Annotated in this window: 24 protein-coding genes; 15 read left to right on the top strand and 9 right to left on the bottom strand. The window is 38.1% G+C overall.

Going from position 1 to position 22,851, the window contains the following annotated elements; all coding sequences use genetic code 11:
* Genes ACXJIN_RS06605 through ACXJIN_RS06595 form a run of 3 tightly spaced genes read left to right on the top strand, consistent with a single transcriptional unit; the run spans nucleotide 1 to nucleotide 3,752 of the window.
* Complete coding sequence (locus ACXJIN_RS06605; protein WP_456400670.1) at nucleotides 1–945, top strand: AAA family ATPase; 945 nt, start codon at nucleotides 1–3, stop codon at nucleotides 943–945.
* Nucleotides 935–2,266 carry a DUF58 domain-containing protein gene (locus ACXJIN_RS06600; protein ID WP_456400650.1) on the top strand — a complete coding sequence of 444 codons (1,332 nt, stop codon included), beginning with the start codon at nucleotides 935–937 and terminating at the stop codon, nucleotides 2,264–2,266. The genes ACXJIN_RS06605 and ACXJIN_RS06600 overlap by 11 nt, the downstream gene beginning before the upstream one ends.
* A complete protein-coding gene (locus ACXJIN_RS06595) occupies nucleotides 2,238–3,752 on the top strand; it encodes a DUF4129 domain-containing protein (RefSeq protein WP_456400648.1) in 1,515 nt (504 codons plus the stop codon). The genes ACXJIN_RS06600 and ACXJIN_RS06595 overlap by 29 nt, the downstream gene beginning before the upstream one ends.
* A gap of 8 nt (nucleotides 3,753–3,760) precedes the next feature.
* On the opposite strand, the gene ACXJIN_RS06590 is transcribed toward ACXJIN_RS06595, so the two are convergent.
* The 7 genes from ACXJIN_RS06590 to ACXJIN_RS06560 form a co-directional block, all read right to left on the bottom strand.
* On the bottom strand, nucleotides 3,761–4,444 hold the full coding sequence (locus ACXJIN_RS06590; protein ID WP_456400646.1) for an aspartate/glutamate racemase family protein: 684 nt from the start codon (nucleotides 4,442–4,444) through the stop codon (nucleotides 3,761–3,763).
* A 67-nt stretch (nucleotides 4,445–4,511) separates the two neighbouring features.
* Nucleotides 4,512–6,356: a flagellar filament capping protein FliD gene (gene fliD, locus ACXJIN_RS06585; protein ID WP_456400644.1), complete on the bottom strand. Its 1,845-nt coding sequence runs from the start codon at nucleotides 6,354–6,356 to the stop codon at nucleotides 4,512–4,514.
* A 44-nt stretch (nucleotides 6,357–6,400) separates the two neighbouring features.
* Entirely contained in the window at nucleotides 6,401–6,769 is a 369-nt protein-coding gene (locus ACXJIN_RS06580; RefSeq protein ID WP_456400642.1) for a flagellar protein FlaG, read from the bottom strand.
* 71 nt (nucleotides 6,770–6,840) lie between these two features.
* Nucleotides 6,841–7,476, bottom strand: coding sequence for a hypothetical protein (locus ACXJIN_RS06575; RefSeq protein ID WP_456400640.1), 636 nt, complete (start codon nucleotides 7,474–7,476; stop codon nucleotides 6,841–6,843).
* Nucleotides 7,421–8,635: a glycosyltransferase family 4 protein gene (locus ACXJIN_RS06570; RefSeq protein WP_456400638.1), complete on the bottom strand. Its 1,215-nt coding sequence runs from the start codon at nucleotides 8,633–8,635 to the stop codon at nucleotides 7,421–7,423. The genes ACXJIN_RS06575 and ACXJIN_RS06570 overlap by 56 nt, the downstream gene beginning before the upstream one ends.
* Nucleotides 8,632–9,132 (bottom strand): hypothetical protein, encoded by a 501-nt coding sequence (locus tag ACXJIN_RS06565; protein ID WP_456400636.1) that lies wholly within the window; start codon nucleotides 9,130–9,132, stop codon nucleotides 8,632–8,634. Before ACXJIN_RS06565 ends, ACXJIN_RS06570 begins: the two co-directional genes overlap by 4 nt.
* Nucleotides 9,125–9,511 (bottom strand): ribonuclease HI family protein, encoded by a 387-nt coding sequence (locus tag ACXJIN_RS06560; protein ID WP_456400634.1) that lies wholly within the window; start codon nucleotides 9,509–9,511, stop codon nucleotides 9,125–9,127. The genes ACXJIN_RS06565 and ACXJIN_RS06560 overlap by 8 nt, the downstream gene beginning before the upstream one ends.
* Nucleotides 9,512–9,616: 105 nt before the next feature.
* Here ACXJIN_RS06560 and ACXJIN_RS06555 point away from each other — a divergent pair, with 105 nt between their 5' ends.
* The 6 genes from ACXJIN_RS06555 to ACXJIN_RS06530 are packed head-to-tail and all read left to right on the top strand — an operon-like array spanning nucleotide 9,617 to nucleotide 14,194.
* Entirely contained in the window at nucleotides 9,617–10,045 is a 429-nt protein-coding gene (locus tag ACXJIN_RS06555) for a SoxR reducing system RseC family protein (protein ID WP_456400632.1), read from the top strand.
* The gene (hpt, locus tag ACXJIN_RS06550; protein WP_456400630.1) at nucleotides 10,042–10,578 is read left to right on the top strand and encodes a hypoxanthine phosphoribosyltransferase; all 537 of its coding nucleotides are present in this window, start codon (nucleotides 10,042–10,044) and stop codon (nucleotides 10,576–10,578) included. Before ACXJIN_RS06555 ends, hpt begins: the two co-directional genes overlap by 4 nt.
* Entirely contained in the window at nucleotides 10,571–10,756 is a 186-nt protein-coding gene (locus ACXJIN_RS06545) for a hypothetical protein (protein WP_456400628.1), read from the top strand. The genes hpt and ACXJIN_RS06545 overlap by 8 nt, the downstream gene beginning before the upstream one ends.
* A complete protein-coding gene (gene recG / locus ACXJIN_RS06540) occupies nucleotides 10,753–13,080 on the top strand; it encodes an ATP-dependent DNA helicase RecG (RefSeq protein WP_456400626.1) in 2,328 nt (775 codons plus the stop codon). The genes ACXJIN_RS06545 and recG overlap by 4 nt, the downstream gene beginning before the upstream one ends.
* A 1-nt stretch (nucleotide 13,081) precedes the next feature.
* Nucleotides 13,082–13,621, top strand: coding sequence for a 16S rRNA (guanine(966)-N(2))-methyltransferase RsmD (rsmD, locus tag ACXJIN_RS06535; protein ID WP_456400624.1), 540 nt, complete (start codon nucleotides 13,082–13,084; stop codon nucleotides 13,619–13,621).
* Nucleotides 13,622–13,651: 30 nt separating this feature from the next.
* On the top strand, nucleotides 13,652–14,194 hold the full coding sequence (locus ACXJIN_RS06530) for a hypothetical protein (RefSeq protein WP_456400622.1): 543 nt from the start codon (nucleotides 13,652–13,654) through the stop codon (nucleotides 14,192–14,194).
* 19 nt (nucleotides 14,195–14,213) lie between these two features.
* On the opposite strand, the gene ACXJIN_RS06525 is transcribed toward ACXJIN_RS06530, so the two are convergent.
* Nucleotides 14,214–15,320 carry a M20 metallopeptidase family protein gene (locus ACXJIN_RS06525; protein WP_456400620.1) on the bottom strand — a complete coding sequence of 369 codons (1,107 nt, stop codon included), beginning with the start codon at nucleotides 15,318–15,320 and terminating at the stop codon, nucleotides 14,214–14,216.
* 219 nt (nucleotides 15,321–15,539) lie between these two features.
* Between ACXJIN_RS06525 and ACXJIN_RS06520 the strand changes: the two genes are divergently transcribed.
* The 6 genes from ACXJIN_RS06520 to ACXJIN_RS06495 all read left to right on the top strand — a co-directional run bounded on the left by ACXJIN_RS06520 (nucleotide 15,540) and on the right by ACXJIN_RS06495 (nucleotide 22,459).
* Nucleotides 15,540–18,347, top strand: coding sequence for an efflux RND transporter permease subunit (locus ACXJIN_RS06520; RefSeq protein WP_456400618.1), 2,808 nt, complete (start codon nucleotides 15,540–15,542; stop codon nucleotides 18,345–18,347).
* Nucleotides 18,348–18,352: 5 nt separating this feature from the next.
* Nucleotides 18,353–19,111 (top strand): outer membrane lipoprotein-sorting protein, encoded by a 759-nt coding sequence (locus ACXJIN_RS06515; protein ID WP_456400616.1) that lies wholly within the window; start codon nucleotides 18,353–18,355, stop codon nucleotides 19,109–19,111.
* Between the two features lie 14 nt (nucleotides 19,112–19,125).
* Nucleotides 19,126–20,268, top strand: coding sequence for a hypothetical protein (locus ACXJIN_RS06510; RefSeq protein ID WP_456400614.1), 1,143 nt, complete (start codon nucleotides 19,126–19,128; stop codon nucleotides 20,266–20,268).
* Nucleotides 20,269–20,307: 39 nt separating this feature from the next.
* Entirely contained in the window at nucleotides 20,308–20,853 is a 546-nt protein-coding gene (locus ACXJIN_RS06505) for a polyhydroxyalkanoate synthesis regulator DNA-binding domain-containing protein (RefSeq protein WP_456400612.1), read from the top strand.
* 74 nt (nucleotides 20,854–20,927) lie between these two features.
* A complete protein-coding gene (gene rapZ / locus ACXJIN_RS06500; RefSeq protein WP_456400668.1) occupies nucleotides 20,928–21,773 on the top strand; it encodes an RNase adapter RapZ in 846 nt (281 codons plus the stop codon).
* A 161-nt stretch (nucleotides 21,774–21,934) separates the two neighbouring features.
* A complete protein-coding gene (locus ACXJIN_RS06495; RefSeq protein ID WP_456400610.1) occupies nucleotides 21,935–22,459 on the top strand; it encodes a recombinase RecT in 525 nt (174 codons plus the stop codon).
* 145 nt (nucleotides 22,460–22,604) lie between these two features.
* Here the strand turns inward: ACXJIN_RS06495 and ACXJIN_RS06490 are convergent.
* A partial coding sequence (locus ACXJIN_RS06490) for a transposase (RefSeq protein WP_456400608.1) occupies nucleotides 22,605–22,851 on the bottom strand: 247 nt, incomplete at its 5' end.

Raw genomic sequence — 22,851 nt, 5'->3', positions numbered from 1 at the left:
GTGGTTGAAATAAGGGAGAAGATAATAAATAACATTTCAAAAGTTATATATGGTAAAGAAGAAGTTATAGAAAAACTCCTATCAGCTTTTATGATAGGCGGTCATGTGCTGATGGAAGACGTTCCCGGAACTGGAAAAACAATGCTGGCAAGGGCACTTTCAATATCTCTGGGATTGGATTTTAAAAGAGTCCAATTTACCCCGGACCTGCTTCCCACCGATTTAACCGGGCTATCCATATACAAAAAAGAAAGCGGGCGTTTTGAATTTAAAGAAGGACCTATATTTACGGATATTCTTTTAGTTGACGAGGTAAACAGGGCAACTCCAAAAACTCAATCGGCGCTCTTGGAAGCCATGGCCGAAGGGCAGGTAACAGTTGACGGGGTTACGAGAAGACTAAGCGACAATTTCTTCGTAATAGCTACTCAAAACCCAATAGAGTATCAAGGCACATTTCCACTTCCGGAAGCTCAGCTTGATAGATTTGCTTACATATTGAAAATGGGATATCCAGAACATGATATGGAAATAAAAATGCTTTCCTCTCAAGTAGAACATCATCCAATTGAGGACGTGAAAAGTATTGTGACAGCTGACGAAGTGGCGTTTATGAAAAATGCGGTGAAATCTGTAACAGTAGATGATACCATAAAGGATTACATAGTTAACATCGTTGAACACACGCGCCATGACAAAGACTTATACCTTGGCGCGAGTCCGAGAGCATCGCTGAGCTTGATGAAGGGCGCTATGGCATACGCACTCGTAAAAGGAAGGAATTACGTTATTCCAGACGACGTTAAAGCCATATCGAAAGAAGTTTTAAGCCATAGACTAATTCTTACTTCAGAAGCACGCGTGAAGATGATCAAAGTCGAAGATGTAATAGATAGAACCTTTGAAGAAATTCCTGTACCGGTGACAAAAAAAGATGAAGTATGATATAACGTCGCTCGCCACGCTTTCACTCTTCAGCGGAGTAATGTTATTTGTAAGTGTAGGAGCTTTTACGCTTGCAACGGCCGCGTTTGTGGGCACGATATGGGTGTACTTTTTCTTAATGGTTAAAAATGCGGAAAAGTTGAAGATTGAGGTCAAAGTATCTCCAAAAAGGGTCTTTACGGATGATCCTGTCGAATGCGAAAGCGCTCTCTTAAACCTCTCAAAATTTACATTTGATAATGTCCAACTAATAGACTTCGGTGCGGAAAATGGTTACGTTATAGAAAAAGAGACCATGGATTTGGATGATGAAAGAAGAACTTTTGGTGAAAAAAGCGTTATAGGCTCTATCGCTCCAAATGAGAAATTAAAAATAAGATATACGATGGGTTTCAGGACAAGGGGAGAACACCATTTTTCGCATATCAGGGTCGTGGTAAACGGTTTTTTAAATCTATTTCGCCTGGAAAAAACTTTTTCTCCTCAGCGCAGCTTATTAGTTTTTCCAAAGATGCTCCCAATAGACACATTCAAGACTATGCTCGTAGACCCGGTAGAGGGGCAAAAAACGAATTTCAAGCTTTTGGAAGACACAACCCATATAACGGGCGTACATGAATATTCTGGCGAGCCTTTCCAACGCATTCACTGGAAAATAAGCGCGCATTTGGATAAACTCATGGTAAAGGAATACGAATACACCGCTTCGTCCGTTGTTAAAATGTACGTGGACTATAACCTTCCACCTGAGGTTTACGCACGAAACGTTTGGTCATCCATACGGAAAGATTACGAAGAGTACGCTTCAATAGCGGCGTCTGGATTTATTAAATATTTTTCAGATCATGGAATGGAGATCACTTTAAAAGTGCTTGGAGACAAGATTTACGAAGTTCATCCTCAATGGATAAGAAAAGATTACGTTCCTTATCTGGACGCTTTGGCGCGCGCGAGAGGTGTTGACGATCCTTCTGAAGATCTTCTGCTGGAAAACGTGCTTCAAAGGGACATGTACTCCATGTCTAAAAATTCAACAGTGGTGTTGATTTCGATTTATCTTACAGATGGCGTGGTTCCAAAGCTTTTAACCATAAAGTCAAGAGTTTCGAAGCTCATTGCATTTGTAATGCCATACGGTTTTAGAATGCCGTATCATAAGAAATATCGTTCATTTGCCATTCTTCCACAGGAAGTTAAGAAGTTACGAGATCAGAGCACACTCTTGATGCAGAATAACGTTATGGTTCACGTTATGATGGACAACGAATCAGTGGACGAGGTGATACAAAGCTATGAAAAGAACCCTCTGGAAGTACGTTGATCTATCCTGGTTTATAGCTTTTGAAATTCTTCTTTCATTTGCATTCAAGATACCTCTCATTGGTTTGTTTTTCATACCGGTGATCTTGCTTTTCATGAAATTGTTTTCCGTAACGGTAGTGAAATTTGGTAGTTCCTGGATAATTTGGAGCATTCCCTACGCCTTTTCTTCCATTTTTTATCTTTCCTTCTTTTCTAAAATGAATCCCATGATTTTTACATTCAAAACTTTTTGGTTAAGCCTATCAACTTGGTACTCTTATCCTGTTTCTCCATTTGGACTAGCTGCCATATTTTTTGCTATTTCTTACATTGTGGCATACATTACGGTGCATCTTATCAAACGAACTCTCAACACTTTTTTGGTTCTCTCTGTTATCACAGCCATAAGCGGTATGGTGACACAGTATTGCTGCCGCGAAATTTCATTTGGATTCATGATTTTGTTCATCACATCTTTTGCGCTTTCGTTAAACGTTCACAAAAGACGTCTTTCAAAGATGTTTGTTATTTTATTGACAATTACGATTGTAGCGGGAACCTCTCTGTTTTTAATAGATTCTTTTTCAACACCTTTAACTCCATTGAAAAGCATCATACCACATTCTACAAGCTCATCCACTCTCACAAATACAAAGAGCACTCCAAATTCCCACGGATCCAGCGTATATACTCTCCACTCAACAAATCGAATTGCTGGAATACCGATTCATAGAAGGTTTTACGTTCCACACACTCACTTTGAAAACATGATTTTTAACATAGTAATATACCTTATAGGAGGAGCGATAATTGGTGTAGGAGTATTTTTCTTCATAGCCTTCTTCAAATTCAAAAGACGAAAGAAGAAAAATATAAAATGGTCAAAATTGATGTTGGCAATATGGATAGTGGCGTCTGCCTTTTTCGTAATTGGAATATTGACGTACGCCTTGAATTTGGCTGGAAATTCCATGAAAGTCCCAAAAACTGCTTTCCAATTCAATCCTAACAAAGTATTTTTACCGACGAATTTGCCAAGAAACTTTGGTAACATTTCATCCTATATCGGAGGTGTTCACGCAGAGGCAAAAGTAGGTGACCCGGTAATCTGGCTCATTTTGGCGGCAGGCGGACTTGGCGTAATGGTGTTCATGATCTTCAGATTTCTTAAAGATGTAACTCCTTTTTCGGCAGGAGCAAAAACATCTAACTCAAAAGAGGAAGAAAACTTGCATGAACAAGAAGAAATGGAAAAAGATTTTGCCAACTCCACTCCGTGGAAAATCGTACTCTTTTACTACAAATTATTGAGAAAAAAGGTGGGAAATCCTTCTAGTACTCCCTACGAATTCGAAAAGTATTTAAGGGAAAGGATTGAAGACGAAGACCTAAATCGCGCCACCGATTTATTTGTAAGGCTTCGTTACGCTCATCAAGATATAACACGTGAAGATGCCGAATTCATGAAAAATTGGGTAAAATCGGTGATAAACAAATTGGCTTAGTTTTTGTTTTATCGGTATATTCTCTCAACGCATGCCTTGGCTAGGGCATACAAACTCGATATCATATTTTCAGAAGGCAAAGAGGTTTTTTCATAAGCAAGTGGGAGTTCGGTGCACGCCGCTATAAAAGGGACATCTTTTTCCTTCCAGAGCGTTTTCAAGACATTTTCCAAAAAGAAAGCCGCTTCCTTCACACGTTTTGATTTGACCATGTATATTATATTTTGAACTTCATCTTTTATATCATCCGATGGAAAGAACAATTTGTAACCGTAACGTTTGGCGTGTTTGGAATAAAGACCACTTTCCCATGTTGCCTTTGTGGAAAGAACCCAGACTCCAGAACTTGAAACACTCCTTGCCATCTTAACGCTTTCTTCAATGATATTCACAAGCGGAACCGGAAGCTCTTCAGCGAAGTCTTCTATGAAATAATGAGCCGTGTTGCACGGTACTGCCAATATCTCGCTTCCACAATTTACAAGCTTAAACAGATCATCTTTCAACTGCGAAGTTGGATTTTTCCCATTTTCAAGTATTGCTTTTGTCCTATCTGGAATGGTTGGGTCGGAAATATAGAAGATCTTTGGATGTTGCTGGTCGGTCTTGGCTGGAGAAAGTTCTGCCAATATTTCCAAAAATTTTGCGGACGCGGCTGGCCCCATTCCTCCTAACACTCCAAGACTCTTCATCTCGTTCCTCCATAAAAAAGAAAGGAATGTTCCTTTCTTTAGGTTTTTCCTAAAAATATTCAAATACTCATTGTGAGCTTCCCTGTTTTAAAGCGCTGGCAATGAAGGAGCCTTCTCCTGACATTCCACCCATCATTCTTTCCATAGCGGTGTACTGCTGAATGTAGTACATTTGCTGTTGCTTTAAAAATCTCGCAGTTTGTTCTATTTGGGAGTTAATGCTCAAAAGACGTTGGCCTATGTACCCTTGAATTGATGCGTATTGATCTATTATTCCGTTAAATTCGGTAAATGAGTACAAAGTACTATCCAATTGTTGAATAACGCCTTTTCCGGCATTTGGATCGCCTGTAGAAGAATCCGGATCGTTTGCGAAGAGCTCGTACACCTGTTGAGGATCGTCTTGAAGGGCAGCCTTGAGTTTATCTTTGTCCAAAGAAATGGTTCCCACCATGGTCTGGTACCAACCACTGCCCACACTTCCAGTGTTTATGCCAATTGATGGTAAGCTGTTATATTTCGAAAGCCCTGGCACCAATTGGTAAACCATCGTTTTCATCTTCGAAAGCACATCTTCTATCATTTGGTTGTGATAAAGAGCACCTTGTGTGGTCGAAGAGCCACTTGCATTTTTGGTCTCTTTCGGAGGTTGTTGATTGTATTGAGTGTTTATCCAATTCACAATTTTGTTGAAGGAATCGACGAATTTTTGAATGGCGTCCATGGCTTTGGAAGTGTCTTGTGAAATGGTCAAGGTCACCGGTGTTGAAGATGAGGAATAAAGATCTAATGTAACGCCCGGCAAAATATCCGATATGTTGTTAGTTGAGCGATCGTAAGTTGTCCATGTAGCGCCTCCATCCATACTCACTTCTACTTGGGCATTTTGACCGGCGTTTTGCGTCGCATTGTCCCACCCAAATGCGCTTACAACATTTGTGGGGTTAGAACTATCGGCTTCTGCCGTTGTAATAGAAACGGGACCACCTATCTTCGAACGAAGATAAACCTTATCTGCGTTGTAATCGTACCAGGCTGTCACGTTAGCGTTAGAATTATTTATCTCTTCAATAAAACTCTCCAGACTTTGTGTAGGATCAACTGCAATTTCCACGCCATTTATCTTTATGTTACCGGATTTTATTCCAAGTGATGACAAGGTGAAAGAAGGATCCACCGCCCCTATGTGTACGGTAGAACTCACAGTGGTATTTCCATTTTCATCCGTGTTCTCGGCAGCCCCTGTTAAATAAACGGCCTGCAGAAAATTAGAGGTATCTGATGGCGAGCCTATGTTTATAAGAGCATTTCCATTCGCAGTTAACGTTAACTTATCGGTTGTTGAATCGTAAGATGCGGTTACTCCAGCTCCAGAATTGTTTATGGCATTTATAACATCGTTCAAAGATTGGGTGGAAGGATCAACATTTATTTGCACTCCATTGATGGTAAAATAACCACCTGTCACGGCTTGCCTTAACTTCAAATCATCGAGAGTTTTAGTTGGATCAATGGCTTTTCCCACCGTAGAAGAAGGAGTTAATGTGGTAAATGTTGCCATCTTATCAACTTTTATCTGATACGTTCCAGTAAGCGCAGTCGACGATACATCGGCACTTAAAACAGAATTATCAGAAACGGTGGAGGATTTGGCGTTAAAGGTGGACGGAAGTTCCAACGTGAGCAAAGATTGCCTGAATTTCTCAACCATTGGCTTGAACGTCTTTTCAAGCACTTTTTGCTCATTCTGAAGATCGCTTTTCTCCGCTTCTAATCTATGTAAAGGTTCTTCTGAAACGCTCATTATCTTTTGAATTAAAGACTGCCAATCCATTCCGCTTGCCAGACCTGGTATTGAAAGCGGCATAGAAAGGTAATCGTTCACGTTAGAACTTGTTGGATTAACGTTCATCTCCTTCACCTCTTTAACGTTTCAATTTTCTTTCAAATTTGAAATCAAACATGCTTGTCAACAAAAAGCCCTAACAACTCGTCTATAGCCTTTGCCAATTTTACGGCTTCCTTTGGGGGAATCTGGCGCACAACCTCCCCATTTTCGTCGTTTACGACTTTGAGAACTATCATATCCGGATTTTTCAGAATCTCGTATTTAAAACTCGTCTTTACGACTTTTTTCAGTTCTTCCAATTTTTTCGTGAGATCTTTGAAAACCTTTTGCGAATTTACCTGCTCATTTTGAAGAGTTTTACCATTTTTTTGTCCCCCATGGTTAGCCTTTACCGCCGAAGACGTTGAAGGAGAAGAACTTGCACTTGCCACCTTTTGACCGTTATTAAAATTCAGTCCTTGAACTTTATCGATCATATCGATCCCTCCAAATTAATCTCCACTTTCATTATCGACAATCACTTGAAAAACTTTAAAGATTTAAAGCGTTAAATCCATTTCATTTCCATCAAGAAATACCACAAAAGTGAAAAGAGCACTCCAACGGTTGGACTGACAATCCACATTTTTGAAAAATTTCTGTATCTGAGAAAACGATAAAGCAGCATACCTGCTATTGTGAGCAACACATACCATAATTGACCAGCCATTACAAAGACAAACAACAAAATTCTTTCAAAATTTCCATCTGAATCGCCTTCACTTTTAGAAATCAAACCGGTTCTTCTAAATATGTCAGCAAAAACAACTGAAACCAAGGTAAGCCCCAAAAGATAATTCACAAAAGGAGGCCTCAAGTAAGAAGTGGTTTCCAGTAACGCTGAAAGCGGAATGGTAAATGCCAGTGCCACTCCCAAATTTATCAATTCCCAGGTTAAGTACCATCCGAAAGAATCCCGGCTTCTCTTAATCAAAACTGTCGCGATCATGAAAGCTGTGAAGATTGAAACGCTTAAAAGGCCAACCCAATTGGTGAGCAGATCAAAAGTGAACGATAAAGATATCAGTACACTCCAAGTGATCGCCTTCTGTACTTCTTTCTTGTCATTCGAATAAACCAAAGAATTGTTAGAAAACGCGTAAGCCGAAACGGCGTAAATAAGTAAAAAAAGATTTGGTACCATCTTTTTTCCTCCTCTTTTTAGTTGAAGATAAGACCAACTCCCTGTAAATCTCATCCACTTTTTTTGCCATTGTCATCATTGACCAATGCTCTGTAACGTATTTTACACCTTTTTTGGACATCTCTTTTGAAAATTCTTCATCCTTCAACATCTTTTCTAAAGCTTTGACAAAGGATGCCACTTCGACCTCTTCCAAAAGCAAACATCCGACTTCGTTTCTTAAAACGTCCTTAACTCCTTCTTTGGCAACCGCCACAACGGGCAAACCGGCGGCGAGTGCTTCTAAAACTACCAAACCTTGGGTTTCCGTCACAGAAGCGAATGCAAAAACATCCGCTTGCCGATAATACTCGACGAGTACATCGCGGTTAACGTAACCAGTTAAAATCACATTTTTTTCAAGCCCAAGTCTGCGCGCTTTGTGAAGTATCTCTTGCATCTCCGGACCATTTCCTGCCATAATTAACGTCACATTTCTTAAAGATGCACGCAAAAGGGTAAAGGCTTCCAGCAGAAAATCCACATTTTTTTCCTTTGCTATTCTTCCAGCAAAAAGGATTATTTTGTGATTTTGTGGAATAGAATGCTTTTGTTTCACGGAAAATGTCAAAGGCTTTCGAAAATTTTCAACGTCTATTCCAGTTGGCAAAACGTGTATTGGAACTGTGACACCGTATCCCAGGAGTTCTTCTTTTATTTTATCAGTTGGAGCTATTACGGTATCTGTAAGGTTGCAAAACCAGGCGCTAAATTCTTTCACAGCTTCTTCAGTTGGTCTGAATGGCAGTGGAATGTAATGGCGGTACTCGGTAAGCAGGGTGTGATAAGTGTGAACGTGTGGAATCCCTAATTTTTCACTTACCCTTAAAGCTTGAAATCCCATGCTAAACGGAGCATGAGAATGAATAATGTCTATATTTAACCGAGACGTCAAATTGTATATTTTGTGAGAGATGGGAATTGCCAGACGGTGTTGTTTTTCCCAAAGGAATTTCAACCCACTTACCTTAAACGCGTTGCTTTCATTTTTGGGCACCATTGGCGCAAAAACGTAAACTTTTTCTCCCAAACTTTCCAAATACCTCTTAAAAAGGTTCACAGATGTGGCGACACCATTAACTTGAGGAATATAAGTATCGGTCATCATTCCAATATTCAAATTATCCATCCCCTTAAAAAAGCGTACACTCCAAGTGCAAATATCACATCTCTTGAAAATCTTACGGCAATTGTGTAAAGCATGCCATGATTGGTTGATGACCTGACGAGATAGAATTCAAGTATCACTGACCACCCAACAGGTAAAAGGTAAAGAAAAGAAAGCCACTTGTTGTTCAACGATAAGAGAAAAAACCATCCACTCATAACATGGGGAATCATCACGTATGGAAACCCAATCATTGAATCTCTCTTTGCACCACCAAATATTACGTGTATGGCCATTGAAAGAATGCAATAAATGAAAAAAAGGCCCAATCCAATTAACGAAAGAATTATAAACCTTCCAAAAAATGGTGTGTACTTCAACGATGGATATAAAATCAACACGTTTGTAAACCATACTGTTAGCAAAACGATCATCGAATCAAAGCGCTTGTATTTCGAAACTCTGAAAAAATTTTTTGGAGAAAAGACTACATCGAATATCTTATCCACTTTCGTTCCTCCTGATCATGCCAACGAGAAAATCGGCCAATTTGTTTTCTTCACGTGGAACCCATATTACTTTGACTGAGAGTTCCCGAACTAGCTCCTTTGCTTCACTAAAAAGAGGCAACAGATCTTTCGCTTTCACCTTATATTCACCAGACAATTGTTTTACAACAAGTTGACTGTCACTTTGAAGAATGAATTTGGCATTTTTGAAACGTTCTTTTGCGTATTTCAATGCCATTATAACAGCTTTATACTCCGCAACGTTGTTAGTAGTACTTCCAACACACTCGGAATGAATGCAAACGATTTTATTACCTTCTTTTATAGCAAAAGCCGACGCGGCCCTTCCTGGATTTTTCACTGCTCCTCCATCAGTCATGATCAAGATTCTTTTCAGACGGCTCACACTCCTTAAACTATAACGAAAAAATTCACCAACTTGTAAAACGCGATGATGATATAATTATATCAGGAGTTGATTAAAATGCGTGAAATGGCAAAAATCTTAAAGATCGAAAAACGAACAATAGAAGTGCAGACTTTCTCAAATGATGCTGCGGCATGTCAAAGCTGTCCTTTGAATTCCGTATGTGGCAGTAAAAAACATATTCATGTCGTAAATCCCAACAATTACGATGTGAAGATTGGAGACATGGTAGAAATAAATATTCCAGAACACGTGAGTGTGTCTGCCCTTTCGGGACTTCTTTACGGCATTCCCGTACTCATTTTGCTGGCCACGATTTTGACTCTTAAATATTTGTTTGGAACAAACGATTACGTTTCCCTTGGAGTGGCTGGGGTGATTGTAGGAATATACTTTTTTATCCTTAACAAAATAACTGCCAGAAAGGCTGGAAAGATTTCTCCTTCCATAGTTAAAAAGATAGATAACTTCACGCTAAAGACATGAATTTTATTGGAGGTGGCGATGTGCACGTACTTTATACCAGAGAGCAGCTTCAAAAAAGGATTAAAGAGATGGGAAAAGAGATAACCGATTTTTACAAGCCAATGACTGATGAAATTGTGGCAGTTTGTGTTTTAAAGGGGGCTGTTCATTTTTTTAGCGATCTTGTTTTGGAAATCGGTTTGAATGTTTCTTACAGCTTTGTTCAAGTTTCAAGTTACGCCGGTCAGGGAAGTACCCAGAGGGTCCGTGTGAAATCGTGGCTTGATGAAAGCATAACTGGAAAACACATACTCGTTGTTGAAGATATAGTTGATACGGGGATAACCTTGAACTACATACTGAAATATTTTTCAAAGTACGATCCTACAACTTTAAAGGTTGCCGCTCTCTTTGAAAAGCGAGCCCATAGGAAGATAGAAACGCCTGTGGATTTTTCAGGCTTCAATGTGGAAGATAAATTCATACTTGGATACGGCTTCGATTACGATCAGAAGTACAGAAACGTGCCATACGTGGGGTATATAGATGCGTAAAGGACAGCTTAGCATATTGGTAGTTGGTATCCTTATCGCCGTTACTATCGCGACCATGGGCTTTTTCGCAAGAAACCAAGTGGATGAATTAGAATTGCAACAAATTGGTATTGAGTCTGTAGCCACTTCCACGTACTTTGCAAATGATCCCGCAACGCAATTGAATTTAAAAAAATGAAAAGTGAAATGCTCTTTGAAGAATTCTTGGATTTTTCTGAAACCCTCTTCAAAAAAGCGTTAGAAAAAAGAAAAAATGCCTCAGAAATAGAGAAATTTTTTTTGAAATCTTTCTCGAGAGTTAAAGCCGTGCCGCATGATGCGGAAGAAAGAATGGAAAAATTCTGCAAGTATTTCTTTGGTTTTTCTAAACTTCCCGTTGAAAGGCAAAAGCTTCGCCTTCAAAATGGTCTCTTAATGATAGAAAAAATGAGAAAAGAAAATCTAACGTCACTCCCTTTGGAACCTTCAAAAAAAATTGATATAGATTCGCCTGTAAAATTTGCAAAAAAAGTGGGACCATCACGTGAAGAGCATTTGAATAGATTAGGAATTTTTACTGTAAGAGATCTCTTGTACCACTTTCCAAGAAATTACGACGATTGGCGAAAACCTCTTAATATTCTCAATTTGCAACCAGGCCAGCGCGTTTGTGCAACGGCTAAAATAGTAAGCGTGGAAAAAAAAAGGGTAAAAGGTTACACTATAATCAATGCCGTTGTTACGGATGGATTTTCCAATATGTATCTTGTTTGGTTTAACCAAGAGTATCTTTTCAGTTCTCTCAAAAACGCTAAACGCATAGCTTTTAGCGGAATTGTTAAAAATAACTACGGGCAATATCAAGTGACTTCACCGGATTTTGAAATTGTGGACGAAAAAAATGTCAAAATTACTCCTATTTACGATCTAACTGCGGGAATTTCTCAAAAAATGATGAGAATTATAATGGAAGCTAACATCCCTTATGTCCATCTAATTGATGAAATGCTACCAATTAAAATAATGGAAAAGAGAAAACTTTTGGACGTGAAAAGGGCCATGTACGGCATTCACTTTCCGCAAAGTGAATACCATTTAAGGTCTTCAAAGGAAAGATTGGCATACGAAGAATTCTTTCTTCTTCAAGTTTCACAACTAATGGTTAAGAGAAAACTTCAGTCAAAGGGAGGCGTAGCAAAGAATTTTTCAGGAAAATTGTCGTCTTCTTTCGTAAACGTTTTGCCATTTGAATTGACTTCTTCACAGAAGCGTGCTCTAAGGGAGATAGAAAAAGATCTCTCAAAAGCTGTGGCCATGAACCGACTCTTGCAAGGTGATGTTGGAAGTGGAAAGACGGTAGTGGCAGAGATATCAATGCTGGACGTAATAGAAAGCGGATTTCAAGTTGCTTTTATGGCGCCTACGTACGTTTTGGCGAGTCAACATTTTGAAAGACTGAAAAAAGATTTCTCAAAACTTGGAATAAAAATGGAGTTTCTGTCTGGATCAACGCCATCGACACAAAAAAAAGAAATAAAAGAAAGGATCTTAAAAGGAGAAGTTGACATAGTCGTTGGTACACACGCACTAATTCAAAAAGACGTGATTTTCAACAACTTAGGTCTCGTTGTAATAGACGAGCAACATAAATTTGGCGTCAGACAAAGAGAATCCCTAATATCAAAAGGAAAGGCTGTTGACACGTTGTTCATGACGGCAACACCAATTCCCCGCACGTTATCGCTGACCATATACGGAGATTTAGACATAACTACAATAGATGAAATGCCACAAGGAAGAAAAAAGCCCAAAACATTGCTCGTGAATATCTCAAAAAGAAATGAAGTTTTTGATTTTGTAAAAGAAGAAATGGACAACGGGACAGGAGTTTTCTGGATCTCTCCCCTTGTTGAAGAGTCAGAAAAATTGAATATCAAAGCGGCAAAAGAAATATATGAAGAATTTGCAAATGGTCCTTTCAAGAACTACAACGTTGGATTGTTGTACGGGAAAATGCCCTCAGAAGAAAAAGAAAGGATTATGAAGGACTTTGAAATGAAGAAGGTAAAACTTCTCGTTTCAACAACGGTTATAGAAGTTGGAATAGATATCCCCCATGCCAACGTGATGATCATAGAGCATCCTGAAAGATTTGGCCTGGCTCAACTTCACCAGCTAAGAGGACGCATTGGAAGGGGAGGAGGAAAGTCTTATTGCATCCTTTTAACCAATGGAAACGAAAACGAAAGGCTTCATTACTTTGCCCATACATATGATGGGTTCGAATTATCAAATTACGATCTGAAATTGAGAGGACCAGGAGAATTCATGGGAACGCGTCAACACGGGCTACCAGAATTTAAAGTTGCAGATCTCATAAGCGATGAGAAGCTCCTTCAACATGCTAAAATAGACGCTGAAGAGCTAATAGATTTTGATCCTGAGCTCGAAAAACATCCAAATTTAATGAAAGAGATAAGAAGAAGATACGGTGAAAGGATAAAATTTGTGGAGGTTGGATGAATTGAAAATAACAGGTGGAAAGTACAAAGGAACCATTATTTCTTCTGTGAAAGATAAAAGAACAAGGTACACACCTGCTATAGTGAGAGAAGCCATCTACGATACCGTTGACGTTACAGGTAAAGATGTGTTGGAACTCTTCGGAGGAAGTGGTATTGTTACAATAGAAGCGTTGAGCAGAGAAGCGCGAAATGCGACGATCGTGGAAATAGCTAGATCTTCTTGCTGGACGATAAGGAAGAATCTTGAGAAGATCGCTTCCAAAGCAACCGTTATAAATGTTGATTTTAGAATAGCAGTAAGAAGGCTTGAAGAAAAAGGAAAGAGTTACGATATTATCTTTATGGATCCGCCTTTTGGGACGGGGCTAACTTTGGAAGCTTTTAAGGCATTGGATTATCATAGCCGACTTTTAAAGGAAGAGGGCATTGGAATAATAGAATCCTTTGAAAAAGAAATGCCCCCTGAAAATGGAAAGTACATATACCTTTTTAAAAGAAAAAAGTACGGTGATATAGTTTTAAGCTTTTACAGAAGATGAAAAGATGAAGACAAACTTGGAGGTGTGAATATGGTAAAAATATCTTATTGTCCAACTATGGAACCTTACGCGGAAAAGATAGCTCAAAATTTCGAAAATATCGACGTATTTCCCTCTTCAAGCGCCGCAGAAGTGCTTTACTTACTCTACAACGGAAATATTGATGCAGCTCTGATAGGACGTGTTGCCCACAATAGGGAAATAGACGAAAAAACCAAATTTTACAGGTTGAAAAATGGTAACACCTTGATTTATCGACAGAAAGCGGGGATAGGTTTTGATCAACTGAAAGACGTTGAAGTGTACACTTATCTTTCAGAGGAAGAGATAAAAGACATAAAAGATGCCTTTAAAAACGTGGTACACTTTCAAACTCTGGATGAGTGCCTGAAAGATGGGTTAGCAACACCAGTTTTAATAAATTGGAAGGATTACAGAGACGAATTTGAACTTTTAATTCCCATGGATATGAGGGGAAAAGTTTCGTACTTTAGGGCTCCCGTTTTGTATTACAAAAATGACGAACTTTTAACTCAAGAAATGCTTGAAAAGATGAAAAAAATTTTGAATTAAAAGCTCCCAAAGGGAGCTTTTAATTGCAAAGTTCTATGAAGAATCTTACTCCTTTTTCCAAAGCGCTTTCATCCACATCGAAAGTGGGGCTATGATGGGGAGATGTTATGCCTTTTTTCTCATTTCTAACTCCTAAAAAGAAGAAAGCTCCTGGAACTTTTTGAAGGTAAAAGGAAAAATCTTCCCCTCCCATCGTTGGTGTTGCCTCAACACTTTCAAATCCAAGTTTTTCGATTGCATGCCGTGCAACTTCAACGGCTTCTTTTGAATTCAAAACCGGTCTTGTCACGACGTCTATTTTAGTTTTCATAGTTGCTCCCAAAGCCTCCACTAGCTGTTCTAAATTTTTGAACTTTTCAAACACGATTTGTTCTGTTTCGTTTGAAAACGCCCTTATTGTCCCAAGAATAGTAGCATTTTGGGGAACAACGTTAAATGTATTTCCCGAGTTGAAAGATGTAACGTTCACCACAGCGGTTTCTATTGGATCCACCGAGAGCATCCTAATTTTAAAAATCTCATTTACCAAAGTGGCTCCAACGGCTATTGGATTAACAGTAAGATGTGGAGAAGCGGCGTGCCCCCCAGAACCAATTACTTGCACTTCAAATTCAGATGCTCCAGCCATTAATGGCCCTTCTTTAATTTCAAACACTCCCGCCTTTGTCTTTGACCAAACGTGTATCCCAAAAACCATATCAACGCCATCCACAGCGCCGTGTTCTGCCATATATTCCCCACCGCCTCTACCTTCTTCGGCTGGCTGAAAGATAAATCTTACATTTTTCTTTGGCGTATGCCTTGCCATGTATTCCGCTGTAGTTAAAAGCATGGCAGCATGCGCATCATGACCACAAGCATGCATTTTTCCAGGGTTTTTGGAACCATACTCTCGTCCTTCAACTTCTTGAATAGGAAGCGCATCTATGTCCGCCCTTAGCGCGTATGTTTGAGAAGCGCCAACGTTCAAATCCGCTATTATGCCAGTTTTAAGCCTTTTGAAAGGTATCCCAGCTTCTTTTAAGTGTTTCGCTATGTAATCTGACGTTTCGTATTCTTCAAATCCGAGTTCCGGATGCTGATGAAACCATCTTCTGTGTTCTACAACCCTTTTGGAAAATTCCATTTTTTCAAACCTCCCATAATATTTCGTTAGAAATATGTTACCACAAACCAAAGTGTAAATTGCCTTCAAACTGCATAAAGGTTATCAACACGAAGCCAAGTAGAAAGCAATTTAATTTAAAGATAACTTTTTCTTAATTTGAATTTCAATTAAAAGGGATATATTATGCATTGCATAAAAATTATGCAATGCATAATAAAATGACAAAGGGGTGTTGAAATGCAAAAACTTGGTTTGTGGATCTCAAAACACAGATGGTTCATTATCGTTATCTTTTTACTCTTAAGTGTTTTTATGGCGTATGAAGCATCAAAAGTTCAAGTTATAGACAACATCACTAAGTACGTACCAGAAAACGATCCAGAGATCTCTTTTTACAACAGGGTTGCCAATCGTTTTAAAATGAACAATCTTGTTCTCATTGGAATGAAATATCATTCCCTCTTTTCAATGAGTTCATTGAAAAACATCTCCGAAATTACAAAAGGAATTCAAAAAATTGAAGGTGTAAAATCCGTTATTTCTTTAACAAATGCCCCATGGATTGAAGATGTAAACGGAAGCGTTCAGGTTTCAAAAATAAACGAAATCTTGAAAAGTGGAAAGCATGTAAATTTAAAGTCCTTGGAAAAATCCGTAATGTCTTCTCCAATTTTCAAAGGTCAATTTGTCTCTCCAGATGGTCGTTCTGCGATGATAATGGCAAGCTTGGATGCAAGCTTGACGGAAAAAGAAAGCATCAATGTGAGCAAAAAGATAGAAGACTACGTGAACTTACATTCAACGGCTCAAAAAGTATATTACACAGGTATACCAACATCAAATCTCTCTGCCAGAAAGATAGCGCTTAAAAACATGGAAATCCTCATTCCGCTTTCCCTTGCAGCGGTAGCCATAGTTCTACTTTTACTTTTTAGAAATGCTGTGGGCTTTTTACTTCCGCTTCTTTCAGTAATTTTATCTTCTACGTGGACTGTAGGTCTTATCCGTATTTTAGGTTACACCATGACGTTGGCAAATATAGCAATTCCGGTTGTGGTAATCGCGCTTGGAAACGCTTATGGTATATACGTGGTAAATAAATATTTTGAAGAAAAAGACGCGGATCACAGCGTTAGAGTGTCACATACTTTGCGCGATATTGGCACTGCCATTTTGTTAAGCGCTTTGACAACCATTGCGTCCTTTCTTTCTTTGGTAACCGTTAACATAAACCCAATAAGGGCATTTGGAGTTTTCACCGCAATTGGTATAAGTTTTGCGCTCTTGGTGAACCTTCTCTTTACTCCAGCTATGGCATCTTTTTCAAAAAAGCATGCTTCTCAAGGAAAAAAAGAAACGAAAAAATGCAATCTTGGAAGAAAAATCGCCAACGTAATTCTAAAACATAGAGTTGCATTTATTGCTTTAACATTTTTGGCAATTGGTGCCGTTAGTCTTTACATCTTCAAAATTCAATCGGATATGAGGTTATCCGTTTTGCTTGGGAAAAACAACGATGTTGTAAGGGCAATGGACTACTTTAACGACAACTTCAACGGAAGTGATTTCTTGATCGTTGATTTTAAAGGCAAAGCAACGGATCCATATCTGTTAAGAAGTGAAAATCTTATATCCATGTACTCAACAAATCATTTTAAAGATGTTGTTGGAGGAACTTACTCCTTGGCAACGATGATTCAAGAAATGAATGAAAGATTTAACGATCAAAATTACATTCCTTTACAAAACGATAAAATACAAAATTTGTGGTTTTTGATGCAGGGAAATGACCTATCACAACTGGTAGATGGGAAATTAGACGAGAGCGTTGAACAGATCAGAGTAAAACCAATCTCGATGCATGAAATAAGAGAACTGAGGGAGAGATTGGAAAAATTCGTAAACACGTACATTTTTAAAAGTTATTCCTATGTAGATCTATCAAACTGTGATGAAAGAGAAAAAGTATTGGCCGAAAGAGCCCTGAGCGATTACTTAAATGGATATTTCATCGCTATTGACAAAGACATCTCTCCAATTGCAATTAAAAAAATTACGCATGAAGTGGTAAACATCTCAACTGAAGAGATATTAAAAAGCAAATCTTCAAATGTTTCAAATGATCTTGTCGAATACTTAAAATCTTTGGACATGTTGGATGGTTTCTCTTCCAAGGAAATATCCAAGCTTAGGTCAGCTATTGAACAAAGTTTGAAAAATGGGTACTCTCAAGGTACTTTTGAAAGTACTTTAAAAGAAAAAATTGGTGAAGAAAATGAAGAAATGCTGGCACCAATTTTGGAAGCGCAGATACCTGCATTGGTTAACGAATTCAGAACCGAATATATTGAAAATTTGTTAAAAGAAGAACTGAAAGATATATCTTTAAGCGCGAGCACTTTTGAAAACTTGTCTCTTGAACTATCCGACAGAAATGTAGCAATTCCAACCAAAAATGGCAAATATCATGTTGAGATAGGCATTACTGGGATTCCAGTAGTCTACAATCACGTCTCAGATATGTTGATGCGTTCACAGTACGAGTCTATGCTTCTTTCTGCAATAGTGGTGTTTATCCTGCTTGTAATACAAACATCTTCTTTGACACTTTCTTTAATAGGACTTATACCAGTCGGCTTAACCGTTATATTCAATTTCAGCGTGATGGGTATGTTTCACATTCCACTCAATGCCATAACCATTACCATAGCTTCCATGACAATAGGCGTTGGTGTTGATTACGTTGTTCAGATTTTTAGTCGTTTTAAAGTGGAGTTCAAAAAAATTGGAAAGGTTCACGAAGCCATGGTGGAAACTTTTGCTACCTCCGGAAAAGGTATCGTTTTCAACTCATTGGCTTCTTCAATGGGATTTGCCACATTCTTCATATCGAGTATAGGGGGATTAAAACAATTTGCAGTTTTGTCAATTTCTACTATGGTTGTAGCGCTTTTACTTTCTGTTTTTGTGCTTGTTCCATTGCTTTCAATGCTTCCTGAAACTTTTTACAGGAAAGCGTTCAAAATAACTAAAAAGAAGGGGTGATCTTTGTGAAAAAGTTTTTGACGTTACTGAGTATTTCCGTTATCTTAGCTGGGATTGTTTCAACCTCATTTGCACTTACAACCCAGCAAATAATGGACAAGGTTGTGAATGAAAATTCGAAATTCAAAACTCAGAAAGTGGAAATGAAAATGTATGTTCAGCAAAAGAACATGCCAGAAAAGCAGTACAAACTTGTCATCTACGTTTACAACAACGGCCAAAAAAAGTTCGCTTTTGTGCGTTTCAACTACCCTCAAAGTATAAAAGGTATGTCACTTTTAAGCCTTGGAAAGGACAAAGAATATCTTTACATGCCAGCATATCATAGAATGCAGCGGATCGCAGGCTCTTCGAAAAATTCAAAGTTTGCAGGTTCTGATTTCACCTACAGTGATCTTTCACTACTTTATTCACAGAAAGAAGACGGAAAGTACACTCTACTGGCAGATGATTCTTCTGAATACGTTGTCCAAATAACACCGAATCATGATTCGCAGTATTCGAAGCTTGTTATGACCATAGACAAATCTCATTTTCTACCAACAAAAATAGAATTTTACAAGGATGGAAAACTTTACAAAACAATGAAAAACTCTGGTTTGGAAAATGTTGATGGAAGATGGTTGTTCAAGAACATCTCATTGAACATGGCTGATGGCTCTTCAAAAACCACAATAGTACTCGAAAAAACAGAATTTGATTTGAACATTCCTTCTTCATTTTTCAGCGTAAGAACGCTTTTCATGCCAATACTCAGATATTAAAGGTGGAATGAAGTATGAGTAAAAAAGTGATGATTATTTTCTTTTCAATTGCCGTTCTTCTTTTCGGAGTGACTGCCATGGCCACTCCAAATCTCTCAGGAAAAGCTGGGTACGTTGTAAGGTATTACGATGGCAAAATTGTTCAGGCGTTGAGAGATATCAATATTTCAAAAGTTGATCTGGGGAATGGTTTTAGCGCAAAGATAAACTTTACTTTGATGGAGTCTCACTTGCTTTCAGAATTTTTCGCTAAAAATTGCAAAGCACCGGCATTTTTACAATCTAACATGGCCAATCTCACATTTAACGAAGCGTATATAGATTACAACAGCGCAAATATGGAACTAAAAGCGGGAAAATTTTACGTAAACTGGGGAACAAGCCCAGTAGAGAATCCGGTTAATCTTTTAGAGGCATATGATTTTACTGACATTTTCAATTCTCCTATACGTAACTCTATTGTTGGAGTTCAAAACACTTTCTGGTACAACGATGGTTCTTCTTTAGAAGTAGACTTAATTCCAAATTTTTCTCCAAATATTTATCCAACCATTCCCTCAAGTGTGGAATTTATCCAGCCGTTGCCCCAAAACGTTCAAATTGGTCTACGATATTCAACTATGATAGGTGATTACAACATTTACCTGGATGCGTATCATGGTTTTGAGCATTCTTTTGGCTTGATAAACGGAAAACTTACCTATCCTCGATTAAACGCCATTGGAGCAGAATTCAGTGGACCATTTCCCATAAATCAGGATTACAATCTTTATGGCGAATGCGCTCTTTCTGCTAATAAAAAATTTTTGGGGTTAATGGGCGTTAATGGATTCATTTCAAATACGATGGTAGGAATTGAATTAAAAAGAGGGTTGCCTGGTGAGAGTTTGGAGAATGCTGAAAATTCAATTTTATTCTACGCGAACAAGAATATAAATGACATATGGAAGTTGAACAGCGCCATTGCCCTTTCTTTTGCTTCGGAAAATTTAAGGATGGAAAAGGGAGTTTTTGTTGATTTCGATGCGAGTTACCAACCAATTCAGAATTTATCTATAGATTTCGGCGGAGAGTATATGAACGGTGATCCACAGGAATACTTTGGACTACAAAAGTCAAAGAGTGGAGTTTACGTGAAAGGGGAGATCTATTTTTAATTTCCTTAAATGTGTTATTATATCGGTGATATGGTTGATATGATAATAAAGAAGTACTCAAACAGAAAATTGTACGATACGTCCACCAAAAAATTCATAACTTTGAAAGACATTGCAAGGATGTTAAATGAAGGAAAAAACATCAAAGTCATAGATAAAAAAAGCGGAAAAGATGTGACTAGCCACGTAGTGGCAGCGCTTTTACAAAAGCACTACGATCAAGGGAAAAAGCTTTTGGACATTCCAGATGAATCGCCTTTAGAATTGATAAAAAACAAGGTAAAAATGCTTAAAATAAAGCGTTCAATAGAAATACTATACGAACTGGTCAAACTCAATTCTAGCGATAAAAAGGCGGTGGACAAAATAGTAGACCAGCTAATAGAAGAAGGCTTTATTAACGATGAAATGGCAATAGAAGCCGAAGAGACGTTATGGCGCTTGATGAAAGAAAGAAACGTGAAATTGGAACAGAAGATATCCAAAAGATTGAAAATGGACATTGAGGAATGTGAAAAACTCAAAAATGAAAACGCTATTCTAAAAGCAGAAATAGAAAGATTAAAAAAAGCAAGGAAAAAGTGATTTGCTCCGTCGTCCGTGCGACGGAGTTTTCTTTGTTCAATGACAAGAGTGGAAAGGAAGGATAAAAGTTGGAAGTGGTAATCGTATCTGGACTCTCTGGAGCGGGAAAGTCCACTGTACTTGGAGTTTTAGAAGATATTGGATATTTTTGCATGGATAACATTCCTCCTGACCTTTTGCTTAACATGATTTCGATAATGAAGCATCCTTCAATAGAAAACAAAAGGCTAGCTGCCGTTATAGATGTGAGAAGTGGAGAATCATTTAACGAAATAGGGAAAGTCGTAGACAAATTAAAAAAAATGGGAATTGAAGTTAAAATCATCTTTTTGGATGCGAAAGAAGAAACCCTCGTTAACAGGTACAATCTAACACGCAGAAAACACCCACTCTCAGATGGCAAGAGTTCTATAGAAATCCTTGTGCAACACGAAAGAGAGAAACTTGCTAAAATAAAAGAAATGGCAGATTATGTTTTGGACACCTCTCTAATGAATTCGCACGAGCTTAGAAGGCGAATTGTAAATTTCATTGAAGGAGATTTAAACAGAAGTTTGAAAATGTCCATAGAATCATTTGGATTTAAATATGGAATCCCGTTGAGCGCAGATTTCATGTTTGATGCACGTTTTTTACCAAATCCTTACTACGTAGAAGAATTAAAGGACAAAACTGGAACGGATAAAGAAGTTCAAAGATACTTTGAGCAATTTGAAGCGGTAAAGGAATACATTTCTAAAATTGTAGAAATCTTAGAATTCGTCATAGATAACTATTCAAAAGAAGCAAAAGATACACTCTATATTACTATTGGATGCACTGGGGGAAAGCACAGATCAGTTTACATTGCTCAAAAGCTTGGTGAAATCTTCAAAGACAAAATTTCTGTGAGCGTATCACATCGTGATGTATCACGATAAACATCATTTTTTAACTCATCCTGTGCGTCAATGTTACAAGAATTATCAAGGTGAACATTACGGATATTTGAAAATGGATTTGTAGAACATATATTTTAAAGTCAGCCACATCTAGGTTAAAATGTATCAACCAAAAAACCAACCTAAGGATGTGAGGCGATATGAATATTCTAACATCCATTGAAAGATTTCTCAATCACCATTTTCCTTTTTTCTTTGACAACATAGAAGAGTTTTATCATAGAAATACATCGGCCATCGTTCAAGGTATCCTAGTTATGTCTAAGGGAGACGTTGAAAAGATAAGAAAGCGTTCAAAATCTCCAAACTTCGGCCCGTGGGTTACGGACTACGACGCAATGGCGAGAAAAGCCGCTATAAAACAGCTTTGCAAATATCTTCCAATATCCGTTGAGATACAAAAGGCAATAGCCGCGGATGAAACGACGAAGCGGGGAATATCTCAGGACATGGTGGAAGACATTCCGGATGAAACGGATTGGGAAGTTATCCAAGCTGATTACGAAGGCGTTCCGGAAGAAAATGAAATCGACGATAACGAAGAAGGCGCAAAAGACGTTGAAGTGGAAAAAGTTGAAAAAGCAGAAGTGACATCCAATTCAATTTCCACCGTGAAAAAGATATACTCAACCAAATTTAGATATACAGAAATTACCCCTTTATGATTTGAAAAGAGGAGCCTATAAATTTCGCTAACTCTGCCTTACAACTTTCTTTTTTAACTTCTTTTTCAAAGAAGTTTCTTACTGCCTCTTTGAATTTGTGGAATTTATCGTAATAAATTCCTACTACCTTCTTTTTCGCGTATTTTCATAGTCTTTCTATGAGATTCAAGTTCGGAGAATACGTGGGAAGATATATGAGTTCTACTTCAACGTTCTTTTCACGCTTTAATTTCTTAATGTGCGCTTTGAATATCTTTCCATGATTGTATTTCGCATTGTCCAAAACGATATGTATCTTTTTGTACTCACAATGACGCTCTATTATCTTGTCAATTAGCTTTATGTTAGATTGCTGATTTATGGGATTTTCCTGTTCAACACAGATGGCTTCT

The sequence above is a fragment of the Mesoaciditoga sp. genome (assembly GCF_054006115.1).
This window is presented reverse-complemented; position numbering and strand designations above follow the sequence as displayed.